A 16,006-nucleotide genomic window follows, 5' to 3' on the forward strand; every position below is an offset into this window, starting at 1 on the left:
AGCATTCAACACCTGAATCCGTTACAATAAGAAAGTGAGTAACTGAATTCGAGAAAGATGAGAAGGTGAATCTTGTGGCAGAACAAAACAGTATATACGGAGGACAAGCCGTCATCGAGGGCGTCATGTTCGCAGGAAGAAATGTGCATGTAACAGCTGTGCGCAAAAAGGACGGTTCTCTTGATTTTCTAGAAGTACCTAAGAAAGTGATTCCATGGGTTCAAGCACTTAAGAAAATTCCTTTTATACGAGGGATTGTAGGTATCGTTGAGTCCAGTGCCAAAGGTGCGCAGCATCTGAATTTCTCGGCTGAGTCATTCGCCGAACAAGAAGGTGATTCTGAAGCGACAAAGAAGGAAGAGAAATCAGGCATCTTCTCTAACATATCTATGTTTTTAGGCGTAGCCGTCGTTGGTGTCCTATCTTTTCTGTTCGGAAAATTTATTTTCACGTTAGTTCCGGCTATTATTGAACAGTTTTTGTTTCAAAACGTATTTAGCAATCAAATTCTTCATAATCTTATAGAAGGTGTAATCAAAATTATTTTGTTGGTGGGATACATTTACTTCATCTCACTTACACCTATGATTCGGAGATTGTTCCAATATCATGGCGCAGAACATAAAGTCATCAGCGCTTATGAAGCTGGCATGGAATTAACCGTCAGCAATGTTCAAAAATTTAACACACTTCATTACCGATGCGGCAGCAGCTTTATCGTTTTCACCGTTTTGATCGGTGTTGTGATTTACTCGTTCCTACACTACGACGGATTAGTTGAACGCATTGTTCAACGTTTGATCTTGTTACCATTGGTTATTGGTGTTTCTTATGAAGTATTGCGTTTCACAAATTCACTACGTGAAGTTCCTGTTCTTCGCTATTTAGGCTATCCTGGCCTTTGGCTTCAATTGCTTACAACCAAAGAGCCTGAAGACAGTCAAGTTGAGGTGTCCATTGCATCATTTAACCGCATGCTAGAAGCGGAAAAACGAATTATGGAGGGACGGGCATGAGAAGAAAGTTTTCCCCGATTGAGATTGCCATAGGAATTCTGATTGCCATAGGCTTAATCGTTAGTCTGCGTGTATTATTCATTCCTATTCTTGTGCTTGGGGCGATTTTTCTACTGTACAAATTCCCACCTTCCCGCTGGAAGAAACCATCCATGCCACGTGGGGCTGATAAAGGCAAAACAAAAAACGCGAAATTCAGGGTCATCAATGGTACGAAAGATGCCGATAAGGATGATTTTCCAAAATATCACTAAAATCAAGTTTTTTTCAGTGGCGGACGCATGACAAACTTTGCATAATTTTCTTCATAGTTGCTGGCTGACCAGCCTTTGAAGTAGGCGTTAGCTGCTAGGTAACCCGATTCATACAGCGACATGCTTAACTCTTTTGAAATGTTAAACTGCGTGTTACCAACACCTAACGTTGGAATTTTGACAGTACGGAAGCGATTCTTCTGCTCAATGTAGCGTTCATCATGCGCGCTCAGCATGGTACTGAATAGTGCCTCTAACATTGTAATCGGTCCTCGGATCGTATGCGTAGGTGTATCGCTCTTCCCAACAAGTTGGAAGCCAATGACGGGTACCAGCTTTGTGGTAGACATTTGCTTATCGAACACCCACAACGGAAAGTTGCTTAGCAAGCCGCCATCCACGATATAATTAAACTGCTCTGAGAAAGGCTTAGCCTTCTCGGAGCTTTTTATATTCCGGCGAATTCGAACAGGATCGAAGAAATATGGAATGCTCGTGCTCATTCTAACTGCTTTGGCAACCGATAGTTTGCCAGGCTCGATGCCGTATTGGGCAATATCATTAGGCAGCACTAATAGCTTGCCTTGTGTAATATCAGAAGCAATAATCCGGAGCTGATTAGGTGCCAGATCTCCAAAAGTGCGAATACCTTTCGCCGCTAGTTGTTGATTTACCCAGTGTTCCAGGGCTTCACCAGAATAGAGACCTTTTTTGATCAACAAACGTGCCGCAGGGCCGATTATCTTCGTATTGAATATAGGTGAGCGCTGCATAAACGATTTAAAAGGTGCTCGTAGGATCAACTCCCTCATCTCTTCGCCCGTGTATCCTGCCGCCAAAAATGCGGCCACAATCGAACCAGAGCTTGTACCGGCTACTTCATGAAAGGTATATCCTTGCTCGTTGGCTGCACTAACACCTCCGGCCAAAGCAATCCCTTTGACACCACCACCTTCAAACACACCGTTAATCTTCATCCGCTGCATCCTCCCCTAACTCTCATTCATAGGGCTTCTTAGGTATGTATGCAGGAGCAGTTTGTTTCTATGCGCAAAAAAAGACAGAGCCCGTAAACGGACCCTGCCTAATTCTCAGCCTCTAATTCTTTTCGAACATTCATAAGTTCATCCGCGCGACTTGGATCTCTACGGAAGTATTCCAATAAGGTTTCAATGCAAGTAATTGAATCCCAGCTCAAGTGGTGCTCAATACCTTCGACATCCTTATATATATTGTCCTCATGGACACCAATTGTTGTAAGAAAATTTTCCAACAGCTCATGTCGATCCATCAAACGCTTGCCCATCTTCTTCCCTTTTGGCGTAAGGATGAGGCCGCGATACTTTTCATAGATTAAGTAATTATCTTTATCTAATTTTTGAATCATTTTAGTCACGGAGGAGGGGTGCACTTCAAGCCCTTCAGCAATGTCGGAAACACGAGCGTAACCTTTCTCATCGATAAGCTTGTATATTCTCTCCAAATAATCTTCCATACTTGGCGTAGCCATTGCTATATTTCCCCCTGCTGTGCGTATTTCTCAAGCCATACTGCTTTCCTATCATAATCCATCTACCCAGATGCGGTCAAATCTCCCATGTTTCCTTTGCACTTCTCTTTGGCACACTAAAATAATAGTTTGTTATCCAGCCATATGAAGGAGGGTCTTATGTCTACAGAATTGCTTACCAGACCTCAACCGAGTACGACTATTTTCGTACCGGAGCTTGTTTATTTTGAACCAGATGCCATGAATTATCCCAAAGGTAAGCAGATTTATGAATGGGCTAAGCAAGAAGGCCTTGAGATTCATATGACGACTTCCCATAATCAAATCCGTGATTTGCCCGGCGAAACTGAATTAGATAAATACCGGATTGCTAAGCGAACTTTAGTCGTCGGTATCCGAAAAACATTAAAATTCGAGACATCAAAACCTTCCGCTGAATATGCGATACCCATTGCTACAGGCTGTATGGGACATTGTCATTATTGCTATTTGCAAACCACGATGGGGGCAAAACCCTATATCCGTGTCTACGTGAATATCGACGATATCCTCGGAGCAGCTAAGCGCTATATTGAGGAACGGGCGCCGGAAATCACACGTTTCGAAGCCGCGTGCACCTCGGACCCTGTAGGACTTGAACATATCTCCGGATCGCTTAAACAGTTGATCGAGTTTATGGGTGAACAAGAGCACGGTCGTCTGCGGTTTGTCACAAAGTATCATCATGTTGAGCCTTTATTGGATGCCAAGCATAACAAGCATACCCGTTTTCGCTTTAGTGTAAATGCCGACTATGTCATTAAAAACTTCGAGCCCGGCACTTCTCGATTTCATGAGAGAATTGAAGCGGCAGGCAAAGTAGCCAAGGCTGGATATCCGCTTGGTTTCATCATTGCTCCAATCATTTGGCATGAAGGCTGGGAAAACGGATACGCTACGTTGCTTGAAAAACTGCATAATACACTTCCAGCAGAAGCTACGGTGGATCTTACTTTCGAAATGATTCAGCATCGATTTACGAAAACAGCGAAGAATATTATCGAGAAGCGTTACCCGAAGACGAAGCTAGAAATGGATGAAGAGAAACGAAAATACAAATGGGGTAAATATGGAAAAGGTAAATATGTATACAAAGATGAACAAGCTATCGCGTTGAGAGAATTTATCACGGAACAAATATTCGAAAAATTCCCTCAAGCGAAAATTGAATATTTCACCTGACTTCTTGACTTCTTAAAATTTCAAGAAATCCGGTGTTATGGAATTCAACCAAAGTGTAATTTGTGTCATTTTACCGCTATAAAGAAGAATGGCGATGACGATCATCAACCCGCCACCGATTTTCATCAGCAAGTTAGAGTAACGAAGAATCCATTTGGTTGAACCGATGAAAAAGGAAAGAACGAAGAAAGGAATTGCAAATCCGAGTGAATAGGCTGTCGTTAATTGAAGCCACGTTCCTGGTTCTGTTGCCGCTAAAGCAAGAATAGCTGAAAGAATTGGACCAACGCAAGGTGACCAGCCGGCAGCAAAGCCCATTCCTACAAAGACTGAGCCCACATAACCGGCTGGACGAAATTTAATCGACAACTTGCGTTCTTTCATTAACCATTGCGGTTGAAAAATTCCGAGTAAAAAAAGTCCCATTACAAATATTAATAGGGCAGCAATTTGGCGAAGCAAGTCGCGATAATCAATAAAGAAGCTTCCAACAAAGCCTGCAGTTAACCCTAGTGCGTAAAAAATGATAGAGAACCCCACAATAAAGCTTAACGTGTGAAGCATCGTTTGACGTCTAACTTGTGCAGTTGTTCTCCCTGACTTCAGTTCACTGACAGAAATACCTGTTATGTAGGATAAGAACGATGGGTATAACGGCAAGCAACAAGGTGAAATGAAAGAAGCTATTCCCGCCCAAAGGGCGATCCATACATTTACGGAATCCATGCTTTATATCCTCAATCCTCTTTTTAAGATAATCCCTATTAAAATAGCGATGAGGCTCAGTACAACCGTCCCTCCTGGTGCTAGATCCCATACCCCAGCTACAACTAGACCAACGATTACGGCAATTTCAGAGAACAAAATCGCTAAGAAAACGGAATGTTTGAAACTACGAGCAAGTAATAAGCTGCATGCAACCGGTATCGTTAACAAAGAAGATACTAATAATGCTCCTACAATTTTGATCGCAACAGAAATAACAAGCGCCGTCAGCATCGTAATCATCATATTATAAAACTTCAAAGGAAGTCCACTTACACTGGCAGCATCCTCGTCAAAAAACATCAAGAAAAACTCTTTGAAATGAAAAGCAATGACACCGATAACCAGCACACATACCACTAACACCACCCATAAATCCGTGGAATCAAGCGTGTAGATACTGCCGAACAAGTAGCTCATTACATTCATATTAAAGCCTTTGCCTAAGGTAAAAAGAAGCGTAGCAAGCGCAACGCCGCCAGACATAATAATGGCTATGGAAAGCTCTGCATAGGTTTTATAGGCTTTACGCAGCCGCTCAATAGCAAATGAGGCAAGTAGAGCAAAGACAAGCCCTACCCCTAAAGGGTACACATTGATTAAAAAGCCTAGTGCTACACCAGCGATTGAAACATGTGCTAGCGTGTCCCCAATCATAGATAACCGTCTTAGAACAAGAAAAACGCCCATTAATGGCGCTGTTAGCCCGATCAATATCCCACCAATTAATGCGCGTTGAAAGAAATACTCTGTAAATATGTCCAAATTGTCCGCTCCTTACTGAACTCCGATCATCTCTCGAATCTGGCCGAGTGAATGCGTTAAATTCGTCTCACGGCAATCCTCGGGATCATGGGTATGTTTCACATAAAACTTGATGCCTCCGCTTAGTTGTTGGGGCTCTGTTCCCAGATAAGACTGAATCATGTCCATATCATGAGATACCATTATGAAGGTCATATGATGATGTTGATGCATATGCTTAATCATTCTAAAGAAACCGATCTGCGTTTCGGCATCTATACCTACCGTAGGCTCATCAAGAATGAGCAGTTCAGGATTATTCACAATAGCCCGGGCTAAAAATGCTCGCTGCTGCTGACCTCCGGAAAGTTGACCTATTCGGCGGTCTGCTAAATCCTCGATGCGCATGGCCAACATGGCATCTTCTGCTTTTTGCTGATCAGCTTTGGATAATCGGCGATACACGTTCTTCTTAGTATACATGCCTGAAAGCACAACTTCCCTCACAGTCGCAGGGAATAATGGATTAAAGGCATTCTTTTGTGGAACGTAACCGATCCGCTCCCAATCCTTGAATTGATTCAAGGGGCGATCGAACAATCGAATTTCACCACTTGTTGGTTTCAACAAGCCAACTAGCATTTTCAGAAGCGTCGTTTTACCAGCGCCGTTAGAACCAATTACACCTACAAAATCACGTTCAAACACATCAAACTGAAGGTTATTAATTACGGTCTTATTTTCGTATGAAAATGAAATTTGGTCAATTGAGACTATTTTCTGATGGCATAACATGTTTTTCTTAATCTCCATCTGATTACTCCTGACTACCTTTGTTATTGTAAAGCGAGGACTAGATTTTTCAAATTTTTGTCCATAATCGAGATATAATCTTCTCCCGCTTCCTGCTGTTCTTTCGTAAGACCCTCAAGCGGATTAAGTACTAACGTACCGACCTTTGCGTCTTTTGCTAACGTCTTTGCCAACTTATCCGATACGAGCTCTTCGAAGAAAATATACTTGAGATTATGATCTCTAATAAAGGCATTGATTTGCTTTAGATCCTGTGCCGTTGGCTCAGCCTCTGGCGATAAACCCATGATAGACATTTGAGTCAAGCCGTAGTCTCTACATAGATATGCAAAAGCATGGTGAGATACAGCAATTTCTTTTTTAGCCGTTTGAGAAAGTTCCTTTTTGAATCTTCCATCTAATTCTGATAGTTTAGCGCTATAAGCCTGATAGTTTTTCTCATACGCTTCTTTGTGCGCAGGGTCCGCTTCAATTAAAGCTGTTTTAATATTATTAGCCATTTTCTGTGCATTTAACGGGCTTAACCAGGCATGTGGATCAAATTCTTTTTTATTATCATCCGTAGTGATCAAATTAGCACCTTGACTCGCTTCCACGACACGAACTGTCGCTTGACTTGAAAGGCTTCCAAGAAAATCTTTCACCCAACCTTCAAAACCTGCACCTTGGTAGACAAAGATTTGAGCGCCCGACATATTTTTGATATCTCTGCTTTTAGGAGACCAATCATGCGGTTCAACCCCAGCAGGGACAAGATTAATAACATTGACATAATCGCCGCCAATTTGCTTCGTGAAATCATATAAGGGATAAAAACTAGTTACCACGTTCACTTTACCTTCTACTAATCCCGCTTTCGAGCTGCCACAGCCCGCGATGCAACAAGCAACGATCAACAATAAAACTATGTAGACAAAATGCTTTGCATGTTTTTTCATGATTATAACACCCGCTCTAAATCGTAATTTTTTTTATTAACGTTTTGATTATACGAGGTGAGTTTCTCTAAGTCAATATATCTAGAAAGGAAAGTCAAAAAAGCCTGCTGCATTGTTCACAGCATGGCCATTTCTAATTTCTTTCTGATTTTATAAGTGTCATAGCGAGTTTTATTCCTCTTCTGAGCCTGCAGAATCCCCTGTATCACTAGCGCCATCGGAACCTTGAGAATCATCTTTTGCGTCTGAATCTTCCGAACCCTCTTGCCCAGTTTTAGCTTCCTTAGCCTTCTGTTTTTCCTCACTGCTACCCTTTGTTGGTTTGTCTGATTCTTCTTTTAACTTTTTATAACGCTCTTCCGATTCCTTTATAAGTTTCGCATCTTGCGCTTTTTGGTATTCAACCACTTCATTGAACATTTGATACTGTTTTTGCAGTTCTTGGTCAATCACACTTTCTTTACTTTTAGCTTCAGCTTCTTTCTTCTCTTCTTCCTTTTTCTTCTCGCCTCCACCGAATAACGAACAAGCAGTCAAAGTGATGATCAATATTGCTAAAGTTATCCCTTTTCCTATACGTCGTATAAGCATCTCATTCACTCCGTGGGTTAGTTTCCTTTAGTTTGCCCTTAGTTTATAAAAATACCCTCAACTACAAAAGACCCCTTCCCTAAAATGAAGGGAAAGGGTCATTCTTATGTGTTGAGGCTATTATTTGACGATTGCACCGTTCGGCATGGAATCCGGAACGGTCGCAAGCGTAAGCTGATCGCCATGTGAAGCGGCGAGAATCATCCCTTGCGACAGCTCGCCGCGCAGCTTGGCGGGCTTCAAGTTCGTGACGCAAATAACTTTGCGTCCAGCAAGATCTTCCGGCGAGTAGAACTTCGCGATGCCGGAAACGACTTGGCGCTGCTCGTAGCCGAGATCGAGCTGCAGCTTGAGAAGCTTGTCGGCGCCTTTCACAGGCTCCGCCGAAATCACTTGTGCAACGCGCAGCTCCACCTTGGCGAAATCGTCGATGCCGATTTCTTCTTTGGGCTCCGGCGCGGGCACAGTTGCACTAGCAGCAGCCGCGGCAGCTGCTGGCGCTTTAGGCTCCTCGGTGCTTTCAGCAGCACCGCCGCCCATTGCCTCGACGATGTAGGCGACTTCTGCCGCTACGTCGAGTCTTGGGAACATGGGCTCTCCCTTTTGCACCTTGGTGCCTGTAGGGAGATGCCCAAAGGACTGAACGCTCTCCCACGCAGTCAAGCGCGGTAAATCCTCGCTAGCTAGGCCAAGCTGCGCCCAGATCAGTTCAGGCGTCTTCGTCAAGAATGGACGAAGAAGAACGGACGAGATGCGCTGAGATTCAGCCAGCACATACATGACGGAGCCTAGCGTCTCGCGCTTGGCTTCATCTTTCACCATCGACCACGGCTGCGTTTCGTCGATATATTTATTCGTGCGGCTGATCAATTGCCACACCGCGGAAAGCGCGATGGAGAACTCCATTTTCTCCATCGATTCTTTGTACTTCGCTACTGTCGTACGAACCGTCTCCAGAAGACTTTCATCAAACTCAGTAGCTCCAGGGACATACGCTGGGATGTTACCTGCAAAATACTTATCGATCATCACAATCGTACGATTCAACAAATTCCCTAAATCATTAGCCAGATCATGATTCACACGTTCCACGAAACTCTCTGGCGTAAACGTACCGTCAGCTCCAAATGGAACTTCTCTCATCAGGTAATAGCGAAGCGCATCCAAACCATAACGGTCAATAAGTGTTACAGGATCTACAACATTACCTTTGGATTTGGACATTTTGCCATCCTTCATGAGCAGCCACCCATGCGCAAACACCTTTTTAGGTAATGGCAAATCTAACGCCATCAACATAATTGGCCAATAAATTGTATGGAAACGAACAATTTCTTTACTCATCAAGTGAACATCTGCCGGCCAGTATGTTTTAAAGATCGACTCATCATCTGAACCATAGCCAAGTGCAGTAATATAATTGGAAAGTGCATCGATCCAAACGTAAATGACATGCTTCGGATCACCAGGAACCTTAATCCCCCAATCAAACGTCGTTCGTGAAACAGCCAAATCCTCTAAACCTGGCTTAATAAAGTTATTGAGCATTTCATTCTTCCGTGATTCCGGTTGAATGAAATCAGGGTTTTCTTCGTAATACTGAACGAGTCTATCTGCATACTTGCTCATCCGGAAGAAATACGTTTGCTCCTTCATCTTCTCTACAGGACGCCCACAATCCGGACATTTTCCATCGACTAACTTACTCTCAAGGAAAAAAGACTCATCCGGGATACAATACCAACCTTCATACTCCCCTAAGTAAATATCCCCTTGATCCAGTAACCTTTGAAAGATCTTAGCAACTGCATCTTTATGACGATCTTCCGTTGTACGAATAAAATCATCATAGGAAATATCAAGTTTCGCCCATAGCTCTTTAATGCCGGACACGATATTATCAACAAAAGCTTGTGGCGTTGTACCTTTTTCTTGTGCTTTACGTTCAATTTTTTGTCCATGCTCATCCGTACCAGTCAAATACCTAACATCATAACCTTGCAAGCGTTTGTATCGAGCCATTGCATCACCAGCAACCGTCGAATACGCATGCCCGATGTGCAGCTTATCACTCGGGTAATAAATCGGCGTGGTAATGTAAAACGTTTTGGATTGTTCAGACATGATTCATTCCTCCATAACTATTAATAGAAAACACAAAAAACCCTCATCCATCTTGGGACGAGAGTTGAACTCACGCGGTACCACCCAGGTTCCCCCGCCTTTCACAAGCTCGGGGCTCAGTAAGTCTATTACGACTTGCCCATTAACGCTGGGACACGAGACCAGCTTACTCTCCGCATCATTGGTGTGACATGTACAACACACACCTGTGCCAAGTAGCTCGAAGGTCTATTCTCCGGGACCATATTCCAAACATGTTCCTATACCGGCTTTCACCTCACCCGGCTCTCTGTTCATAGGCATCTGATTGTACTTATCCGTTCATCGAAATCAAAAATATTTAGCATCTTTAAGCACAATATATCGAAAAAAAGAGTCGCATGTCAAGCGGACAGATTTCTCTAAATTAATTTATCTTCTTCACAGGCACATGGTCCACACCACCTGGATGAAAAGGATGGCATTTGCAAATTCGTTTTGCGGATAACCAAGAACCTTTTATTGGGCCGTGTACTTCAATTGCCTCAAGCGCATATTGTGAACACGTTGGATAAAATCGACATGTAGGAGGCTTCAGTGGGGAAATAAACTTACGATAAAAATGGATGGGTGCAAGAAGTACCCGCTTCATCTGTAATCTCCTAATTCTTAAGTAAAATAGTTACTCTCTCTACTATCTTGCCTGAAAACAGGAAACACGTCAAATGCAGCTCTCACTTATTCCTTCATAACTGAAAACACTTCAAAAACGTAGTATACAAATGAATCGACACCAAGGTCTTCAATACTAACTTCCTATTTAGTTCAGATATTCTAGAAGCTATATAAGTTGTGAACTCAAACTGATCCCGTATATTAACTTTAACGTTCGGAACAGAAATCTCAGGCTTCACCGCTTCAGATCGGGCAGCTTTTAGCTTACGAAAAGCCAGTAATCGATTTTCCTCAACTTGGAGCGCATAAGAAATCTTCTGGAGCAACAGCTTCGCACTTCTATAGTTAATTTGTAAAGTTGCTGATAGACCATACGCCGTTACTTCCGCTCCAAGTTCAAACAGCATCTGAATTGCTCTGAACCACGTTAACAAGGGTAATTTAGATTTATGCATAATCGTGCCTGCTGTAATCGAAATTTGCATTCTGCATTCTTTGCACTCTAATAATCTGCGTGTTTGGATTTGAAAAGCTTCATGGTGATCGCACCGCGGGCAGTGAAATCCATCTGACCATCGTATTTTCATGAGCAGCTCTTCACATTGTACTTCCGTATGACAAGCTGATGCCTCATTTGCGATGGATTCAAATTTCATTTCTTCACCCCTCAATTAGAACTTATGTTCTGTATTTATATTTTACCAAACATAGGTTCTAATGTAAACTAATTGTTGTTATTTTTAGAATTTATATCCATATTCTTTCAGAGCCGCTATTACTTTCTGAATCAAAATCTGTGACATATACAAGTCGGTTCTCTAGTTATCTAGAACTAAATTGTCAAAATTTCTCAACACACATCAAAAAATATATATAACAATTTCTAACCTCGTTGACTTGCAGATGTCACAGAATGAAGGTTTCCAAGAAGAACATTATCCACAGTGGGATATTATGGTAAATATTGAGGATTTGAATAGATCAAGTCGTTGAGCTAACGAAGCCTGCCAAGGGTTGGTGGGATTCGAAGTGAGGACCGCTCGTAGTGACATTAATCAGGTTTAGGTTATAATGTTGAATGGAGATGAATTGAGCAATTTGGACATTATTTACTTTTATTTTGAATTGAAGGAGTTTATTCGAGATGAGAATTGAGATATTTCAAGACTTAGTGTGTCCTTGGTGTCGCATTGGGAAGAAGAATTTGATGGATGCTCTACAAAACTTCACTGCTGAACCTGTTGAAATTCATTATCGTGCTTATCAACTTGATCCTTCAACACCGGCAGAAGGTGTGGATTTTGAGACGCTCATGCGTACTAAGTTTCGTGCGGATGAAGATAAACTGCAAGCGATGCTTCAACAAGTAACGCAAGCTGGACAAGCATCGGGTTTACATTTTGATTTTTCGAAGGTCGCAAAAATGCCGAACACTTTAAAAGCGCATCAGCTTATCGCAATTGCACCAAACGAAGTTAAAAAACAGCTTGTTGACGATTTGTTCAAAGCTTATTTTGAAGATGGGAACGATATTGGTGATGTGTCATTTCTTATTGAAGCAGCTGGTCGGTTGGGGATGAATCCCGAGCAAACACGCGCCCGTTTAAACGCCAAGGAAGGTTTGGAAGAGGTTGAAGATGACATTGATTTTGCCAGTCAGGCTGGAGTAACAGGTGTTCCCTTCTTCGTTATTAACCGTAAATATGCGTTAACCGGTGCCCAACCAGCAGCAACGTTTCTTCAAGCTTTGGAACAAATTAGTGCTGAAAGCAAGAACGAAGCATGATCGAAGATTGCATATCGCCCGGCATCTCCATTAGGAGAGTCGGGTTTTTATAAGCTAATCAAAGGAGTTTTACGGATGTCTACTTTACTTAAGGTGCTTAAGCAGGTGCCTACTCGCATAATGATTGTAATTCTTCCTTTCATTTTGATGATTATGGTTGAATTTTTGGAAAGGGGCTCCTACAAAGAGCTGCATCATTGGATTGCTACTTATCCTTTTGCTATGGTGCTTGCTTATTTTGTTGTTGGGGCTTTGTTTTTGTTACTTATTGCGGTGACGGGGCGCACTCGGCTCTCGTTCTGGCTCTTGAGTGCTGTTTTATTGCCTCTCGGTGCGATAAGCGGCAGTAAGTTAAAGGCAATTGGTTCGCCTTATTATCCATGGGATCTTTATTTTAATAATCAGCTTATGGAGTATAAGAAGTTTTTGAGTGGTTATTTAAATAACCGGATTATTGGCTATACGTTGCTATTTATTATGGTAGTCGGAATTTTGTTTCATCTCGTTTTACGTAAGCATACGATTCGATTTAATTGGATTGAACGCTGTGTATACGGTGTAATCGCGCTTGTAATGGCGACCAGTTTGTATATGGATAAACCCATTTCGTTTGCAAAACTTTATGGGGTGTACACGGTACCTTGGGATCAAACGATTACGTATGACGAGAATGGCTATCTGTACTCATCGGTCCAGATGCTTAACTTTCTAAATGTGAAGAAGCCTGAAGGCTACAGTAAAAAAGCGGTCACTGCCCTTTTAGATCAGATCCCAGACAAACCAGCTGCGAGTGATAAAAAACCGAATATTATTGTCTTGTTGGGAGAATCTTTTTTCGACCCAACGACGATGAAAAACGTATCCTTCAGCCGCGATCCGATTCCACATTTGCATGAGCTTCAGAAAAAATTTACTGGCGGGCAAATGTTATCTCCACAATTTGGTGGGAGTACTGCTAATGTCGAATTTGAGGTGCTCTCGGGGAATTCAATGCGATTTTTCGGAAAATCACCGGATAAGATCATTCCCTATATCGAATATATGAATCACGGTGTAGATTCCTTGGCGAGCATTACTACAAGGCAAGGCTATACAGCAACAGCGATAAACCCATTCTTTAGCTATTTTTTCGATAGTAGAAAGGTATATAAGCATTTCGGGTTTTCGAGATTTATTTCGAGTGAGTATTTCCCTAATGATTTCTCAGGACCGAATTATGCGGATCATGCCGTTGTGAACAAAATTATTGAGGAAACTGAAAAAAGTACTGGGCCAGATTTCATTTTTGCAAACACAATGGAGAATCACCACCCTTATCCCCCTGGAAAGTTCAGCAAGAATACGATTCAGGTTACGGGAGATATTTCGGCAGAATCGAAGAGTATTCTAGAAACTTATGCACAAGGCATCACTGCAACTGATCAAGCTCTGCAATCTCTGGTTGATTATTATTCGAAAAAGTCAGAGCCAACGATCATTTTATTTTTCGGAGACCACTTTCCATTTTTCGAGGAAGATTATAAAGTTTACCGCGATGCCAAATACGTGCTACCTAATGATCCTGATCTGTATACGAAGACGCATTACACGCCGTTTGTGATTTGGAATAATTTTGTACCATCTGATCAAGAGAAGTTGAATTTGAAATCAAGCCCCTCTTTTTTGGGACCGATGCTGCTGCATTTAGCAGGTGTAAAGGGCAGCTATTATACAGATTATTTGTATGAGCTATCCCAGAAGATCCCTGTTATTCCACCGCAAGACATGTGGTCGACATCTCATATTCAAGAAAGTGATCTCGAAGGTTACCAGAAGCTGCAGTATGATAACCTCTTTGGAGGTCGTTATGGCTATGAAGCTAAAGGCTACAAGGACACGATCGTTCAGCCTGCTTATGCGCTTGGGTATGGTGATCCTGTGATTTCAAAGGTCTCGAAGGCTGAGAATAAAATTCTGGTGACAGGTTCTCCCTTCTTTTCGTCTTGTAATGTGTATATTGACGGGACAGAAATGAACTCAAATTTTGATGGCAAAGATACGCTTTATGTTGATCTAACAACGAATCCTGCTCTAGAATCAGGTAAACCACATCAAGTTGAAGTACGTGTATACGATGATAAAAAGATGAAGATTGGTCAATCCAATCTATATCCACTCCCATCGTCATGACAAAAGCCCCCTATGAATAGGATGAAGGATATCCTACGCTTAGGGGGCTTTTGTGCAGTGATGATCATTCCACCTGCTCATGTTCATTTCTTCACGACGATGACTTCAGAAGACTTGGGTCACCACCATCTTTTGCGGCTGTACACCTTCAACGTGAACGGTACGTCTTTCGATCAGCACGTTCATCAATACCAAGGTATTTCTGGCATCAAGTACGGGCATTACCATGCATTCTACGGCTTTACAGGGCCACCTATTGCATTAGCAAACGGAAATCATATTCATTTACTACAAGGTGTGTTGGACCAAAATCTTTATAACACGAGCAGAAGAGGTGCTCTAGTGAAATCTGCTCAAATGGAAGGGCTTATTAAGCAATTGCATCAGCATGCTTATCAAGGCTATTCGTCCCCGGGATTTGGTTATGAGCCTTGGTGACTTATTTCTTCTGAACTTGAATGGCCCAATTAAAAGTGAAAGTTGCTCCAGGCTGAAGTTCTTGAGCACCTGATAGTTCAGCTGGGAATGTTTCATTGAACACGTTCATGATGCTTGTATATGGTTCCAGTGAAACTGCGTTGGTCCACGGCGCAGTGAATAGGACGTGAATCGGGAATTTATCTCCCATCTCGAAAATAAGCTTCGTCCCTCGTGCCTCGTAAGTGATCTCGCACACTTGAGGTCCAGGCGCGATGCTAAGCATCTGCGAGCCTCCCGGATAATCAGGCAGCGCTGATACCGTCTCGCCCTTCTGCAAGGCCGCTGTGAGCGCTGTGGGCACGGGTACACCTGCCGCGAACCCACCCGAGGTAAGCGGCCATTCTGCTGCCGCGGGAATGGTTACCCGCACGCGGTCTGCTTCGCCCTCCGCGAACGCGAAGTACGGGTGAAAGCCAAGAGACAGCGGCATCGACTCGCCGCCACGGTTGGCGATTTCACCGCTGAGCGACAGCGTACCGTCCTTCAGACGGTACGTAAAGCGGAAGCATGCGGCGTGTGGGAAATACGCCAGCATGTCCGGTGTCTCCGCGATATCAAACTCCGCGGAGGCATAAGCCCCGCCAGCCGCGTCCGCGCCGCTGGCGACGACCTTCCACGGCCGCTCGCGCAGCTGGCCGTGGGCGTGATGAGGCTCCCTGTTCATCGGGAGCCGGTATTCGCGGCCACCGAAGGTGAATGCCGCGTTGTTGACGCGCCCCGGCGGGAACAGAATGGGCACGCCGTAGCGCGAAGAATTGACGCGAAGCTCCGACAAGTCGTCGGGCTTCGCGATGTAGCTCTCGTTCCGCACGTCGAAGCGGAACAGGTGCAAGCCGACGGCCGGAATAATCTCGGCCACGGCCTCCGCTTGATGGTCGACGAGCTTGAGCGTCGACTCCCCTTCCCACTCACTATGTAAAAGTTCATACTGACTCAATGGT

17 protein-coding genes are annotated in these 16,006 nt (G+C 43.3%); 6 read left to right on the plus strand and 11 right to left on the minus strand.

Annotation, left to right across the window (positions count from 1 at the left end; genetic code table 11):
- The first annotated feature begins 125 nt into the window (after nucleotides 1-125).
- A complete protein-coding gene (locus AC58QM_RS06365) occupies nucleotides 126-1,016 on the plus strand; it encodes a DUF1385 domain-containing protein (protein ID WP_497282776.1) in 891 nt (296 codons plus the stop codon).
- The gene (locus AC58QM_RS06370) at nucleotides 1,013-1,270 is read left to right on the plus strand and encodes a hypothetical protein (protein ID WP_497282309.1); all 258 of its coding nucleotides are present in this window, start codon (nucleotides 1,013-1,015) and stop codon (nucleotides 1,268-1,270) included. Before AC58QM_RS06365 ends, AC58QM_RS06370 begins: the two co-directional genes overlap by 4 nt.
- Before the next feature lie 2 nt (nucleotides 1,271-1,272).
- Here the strand turns inward: AC58QM_RS06370 and AC58QM_RS06375 are convergent, their stop codons facing one another.
- Together AC58QM_RS06375 and mntR are read right to left on the minus strand one after the other, a co-directional pair.
- Nucleotides 1,273-2,247, minus strand: a complete 975-nt coding sequence (locus tag AC58QM_RS06375) for a patatin-like phospholipase family protein (RefSeq protein ID WP_497282310.1) — start codon at nucleotides 2,245-2,247, stop codon at nucleotides 1,273-1,275.
- Nucleotides 2,248-2,354: 107 nt separating this feature from the next.
- A complete protein-coding gene (gene mntR, locus AC58QM_RS06380) occupies nucleotides 2,355-2,780 on the minus strand; it encodes a transcriptional regulator MntR (protein ID WP_056614749.1) in 426 nt (141 codons plus the stop codon).
- Nucleotides 2,781-2,939: 159 nt separating this feature from the next.
- Here mntR and splB point away from each other — a divergent pair, with 159 nt between their 5' ends.
- On the plus strand, nucleotides 2,940-4,001 hold the full coding sequence (splB, locus tag AC58QM_RS06385) for a spore photoproduct lyase (protein WP_497282312.1): 1,062 nt from the start codon (nucleotides 2,940-2,942) through the stop codon (nucleotides 3,999-4,001).
- 12 nt (nucleotides 4,002-4,013) lie between these two features.
- Here the strand turns inward: splB and AC58QM_RS06390 are convergent, their stop codons facing one another.
- From AC58QM_RS06390 to AC58QM_RS06425, 8 genes are all read right to left on the minus strand, one after another.
- Nucleotides 4,014-4,727, minus strand: coding sequence for a cytochrome c biogenesis CcdA family protein (locus AC58QM_RS06390; RefSeq protein ID WP_497282313.1), 714 nt, complete (start codon nucleotides 4,725-4,727; stop codon nucleotides 4,014-4,016).
- 3 nt (nucleotides 4,728-4,730) lie between these two features.
- Entirely contained in the window at nucleotides 4,731-5,531 is an 801-nt protein-coding gene (locus AC58QM_RS06395; protein ID WP_310223227.1) for a metal ABC transporter permease, read from the minus strand.
- Nucleotides 5,532-5,543: 12 nt separating this feature from the next.
- A complete protein-coding gene (locus AC58QM_RS06400) occupies nucleotides 5,544-6,323 on the minus strand; it encodes a metal ABC transporter ATP-binding protein (RefSeq protein ID WP_497282316.1) in 780 nt (259 codons plus the stop codon).
- A 23-nt stretch (nucleotides 6,324-6,346) separates the two neighbouring features.
- Nucleotides 6,347-7,261 carry a metal ABC transporter substrate-binding protein gene (locus AC58QM_RS06405; protein WP_497282318.1) on the minus strand — a complete coding sequence of 305 codons (915 nt, stop codon included), beginning with the start codon at nucleotides 7,259-7,261 and terminating at the stop codon, nucleotides 6,347-6,349.
- Between the two features lie 171 nt (nucleotides 7,262-7,432).
- On the minus strand, nucleotides 7,433-7,852 hold the full coding sequence (locus AC58QM_RS06410; RefSeq protein ID WP_497282319.1) for a hypothetical protein: 420 nt from the start codon (nucleotides 7,850-7,852) through the stop codon (nucleotides 7,433-7,435).
- Nucleotides 7,853-7,972: 120 nt separating this feature from the next.
- Nucleotides 7,973-9,976: a methionine--tRNA ligase gene (gene metG, locus AC58QM_RS06415; RefSeq protein ID WP_497282321.1), complete on the minus strand. Its 2,004-nt coding sequence runs from the start codon at nucleotides 9,974-9,976 to the stop codon at nucleotides 7,973-7,975.
- A 406-nt stretch (nucleotides 9,977-10,382) separates the two neighbouring features.
- A complete protein-coding gene (yidD, locus tag AC58QM_RS06420) occupies nucleotides 10,383-10,607 on the minus strand; it encodes a membrane protein insertion efficiency factor YidD (protein WP_497282323.1) in 225 nt (74 codons plus the stop codon).
- 94 nt (nucleotides 10,608-10,701) lie between these two features.
- Nucleotides 10,702-11,286 (minus strand): transposase, encoded by a 585-nt coding sequence (locus tag AC58QM_RS06425; protein ID WP_497282325.1) that lies wholly within the window; start codon nucleotides 11,284-11,286, stop codon nucleotides 10,702-10,704.
- Between the two features lie 488 nt (nucleotides 11,287-11,774).
- Between AC58QM_RS06425 and AC58QM_RS06430 the strand changes: the two genes are divergently transcribed.
- The 3 genes from AC58QM_RS06430 (at nucleotide 11,775) to AC58QM_RS06440 (ending at nucleotide 15,023) form a co-directional block, all read left to right on the plus strand.
- Entirely contained in the window at nucleotides 11,775-12,416 is a 642-nt protein-coding gene (locus AC58QM_RS06430) for a DsbA family oxidoreductase (protein ID WP_497282327.1), read from the plus strand.
- Nucleotides 12,417-12,491: 75 nt separating this feature from the next.
- Nucleotides 12,492-14,585, plus strand: coding sequence for an LTA synthase family protein (locus tag AC58QM_RS06435; protein ID WP_497282329.1), 2,094 nt, complete (start codon nucleotides 12,492-12,494; stop codon nucleotides 14,583-14,585).
- 60 nt (nucleotides 14,586-14,645) lie between these two features.
- On the plus strand, nucleotides 14,646-15,023 hold the full coding sequence (locus AC58QM_RS06440) for a YmaF family protein (RefSeq protein ID WP_497282777.1): 378 nt from the start codon (nucleotides 14,646-14,648) through the stop codon (nucleotides 15,021-15,023).
- A gap of 1 nt (nucleotide 15,024) precedes the next feature.
- Here the strand turns inward: AC58QM_RS06440 and AC58QM_RS06445 are convergent, their stop codons facing one another.
- On the minus strand, nucleotides 15,025-16,002 hold the full coding sequence (locus tag AC58QM_RS06445) for an aldose 1-epimerase (protein ID WP_497282330.1): 978 nt from the start codon (nucleotides 16,000-16,002) through the stop codon (nucleotides 15,025-15,027).
- Nucleotides 16,003-16,006: the final 4 nt, after the last annotated feature.

It is taken from the genome of Paenibacillus sp. J22P165, assembly GCF_059692015.1.

Excerpts from the sequence above, each read along its gene's own strand:
- AC58QM_RS06405 (WP_497282318.1), bottom strand. The coding sequence starts at position 7,261 with ATGAAAAAACATGCAAAGCATTTTGTCTACATAGTTTTATTGTTGATC.
- splB (WP_497282312.1), top strand. The coding sequence starts at position 2,940 with ATGTCTACAGAATTGCTTACCAGACCTCAACCGAGTACGACTATTTTC.
- AC58QM_RS06400 (WP_497282316.1), bottom strand. The coding sequence starts at position 6,323 with ATGGAGATTAAGAAAAACATGTTATGCCATCAGAAAATAGTCTCAATT.
- AC58QM_RS06390 (WP_497282313.1), bottom strand. The coding sequence starts at position 4,727 with ATGGATTCCGTAAATGTATGGATCGCCCTTTGGGCGGGAATAGCTTCT.
- AC58QM_RS06435 (WP_497282329.1), top strand. The coding sequence starts at position 12,492 with ATGTCTACTTTACTTAAGGTGCTTAAGCAGGTGCCTACTCGCATAATG.
- AC58QM_RS06365 (WP_497282776.1), top strand. The coding sequence starts at position 126 with ATGTTCGCAGGAAGAAATGTGCATGTAACAGCTGTGCGCAAAAAGGAC.
- yidD (WP_497282323.1), bottom strand. The coding sequence starts at position 10,607 with ATGAAGCGGGTACTTCTTGCACCCATCCATTTTTATCGTAAGTTTATT.
- AC58QM_RS06375 (WP_497282310.1), bottom strand. The coding sequence starts at position 2,247 with ATGAAGATTAACGGTGTGTTTGAAGGTGGTGGTGTCAAAGGGATTGCT.
- AC58QM_RS06370 (WP_497282309.1), top strand. The coding sequence starts at position 1,013 with ATGAGAAGAAAGTTTTCCCCGATTGAGATTGCCATAGGAATTCTGATT.
- AC58QM_RS06410 (WP_497282319.1), bottom strand. The coding sequence starts at position 7,852 with ATGCTTATACGACGTATAGGAAAAGGGATAACTTTAGCAATATTGATC.
- AC58QM_RS06440 (WP_497282777.1), top strand. The coding sequence starts at position 14,646 with ATGATCATTCCACCTGCTCATGTTCATTTCTTCACGACGATGACTTCA.
- mntR (WP_056614749.1), bottom strand. The coding sequence starts at position 2,780 with ATGGCTACGCCAAGTATGGAAGATTATTTGGAGAGAATATACAAGCTT.
- metG (WP_497282321.1), bottom strand. The coding sequence starts at position 9,976 with ATGTCTGAACAATCCAAAACGTTTTACATTACCACGCCGATTTATTAC.
- AC58QM_RS06425 (WP_497282325.1), bottom strand. The coding sequence starts at position 11,286 with ATGAAATTTGAATCCATCGCAAATGAGGCATCAGCTTGTCATACGGAA.
- AC58QM_RS06430 (WP_497282327.1), top strand. The coding sequence starts at position 11,775 with ATGAGAATTGAGATATTTCAAGACTTAGTGTGTCCTTGGTGTCGCATT.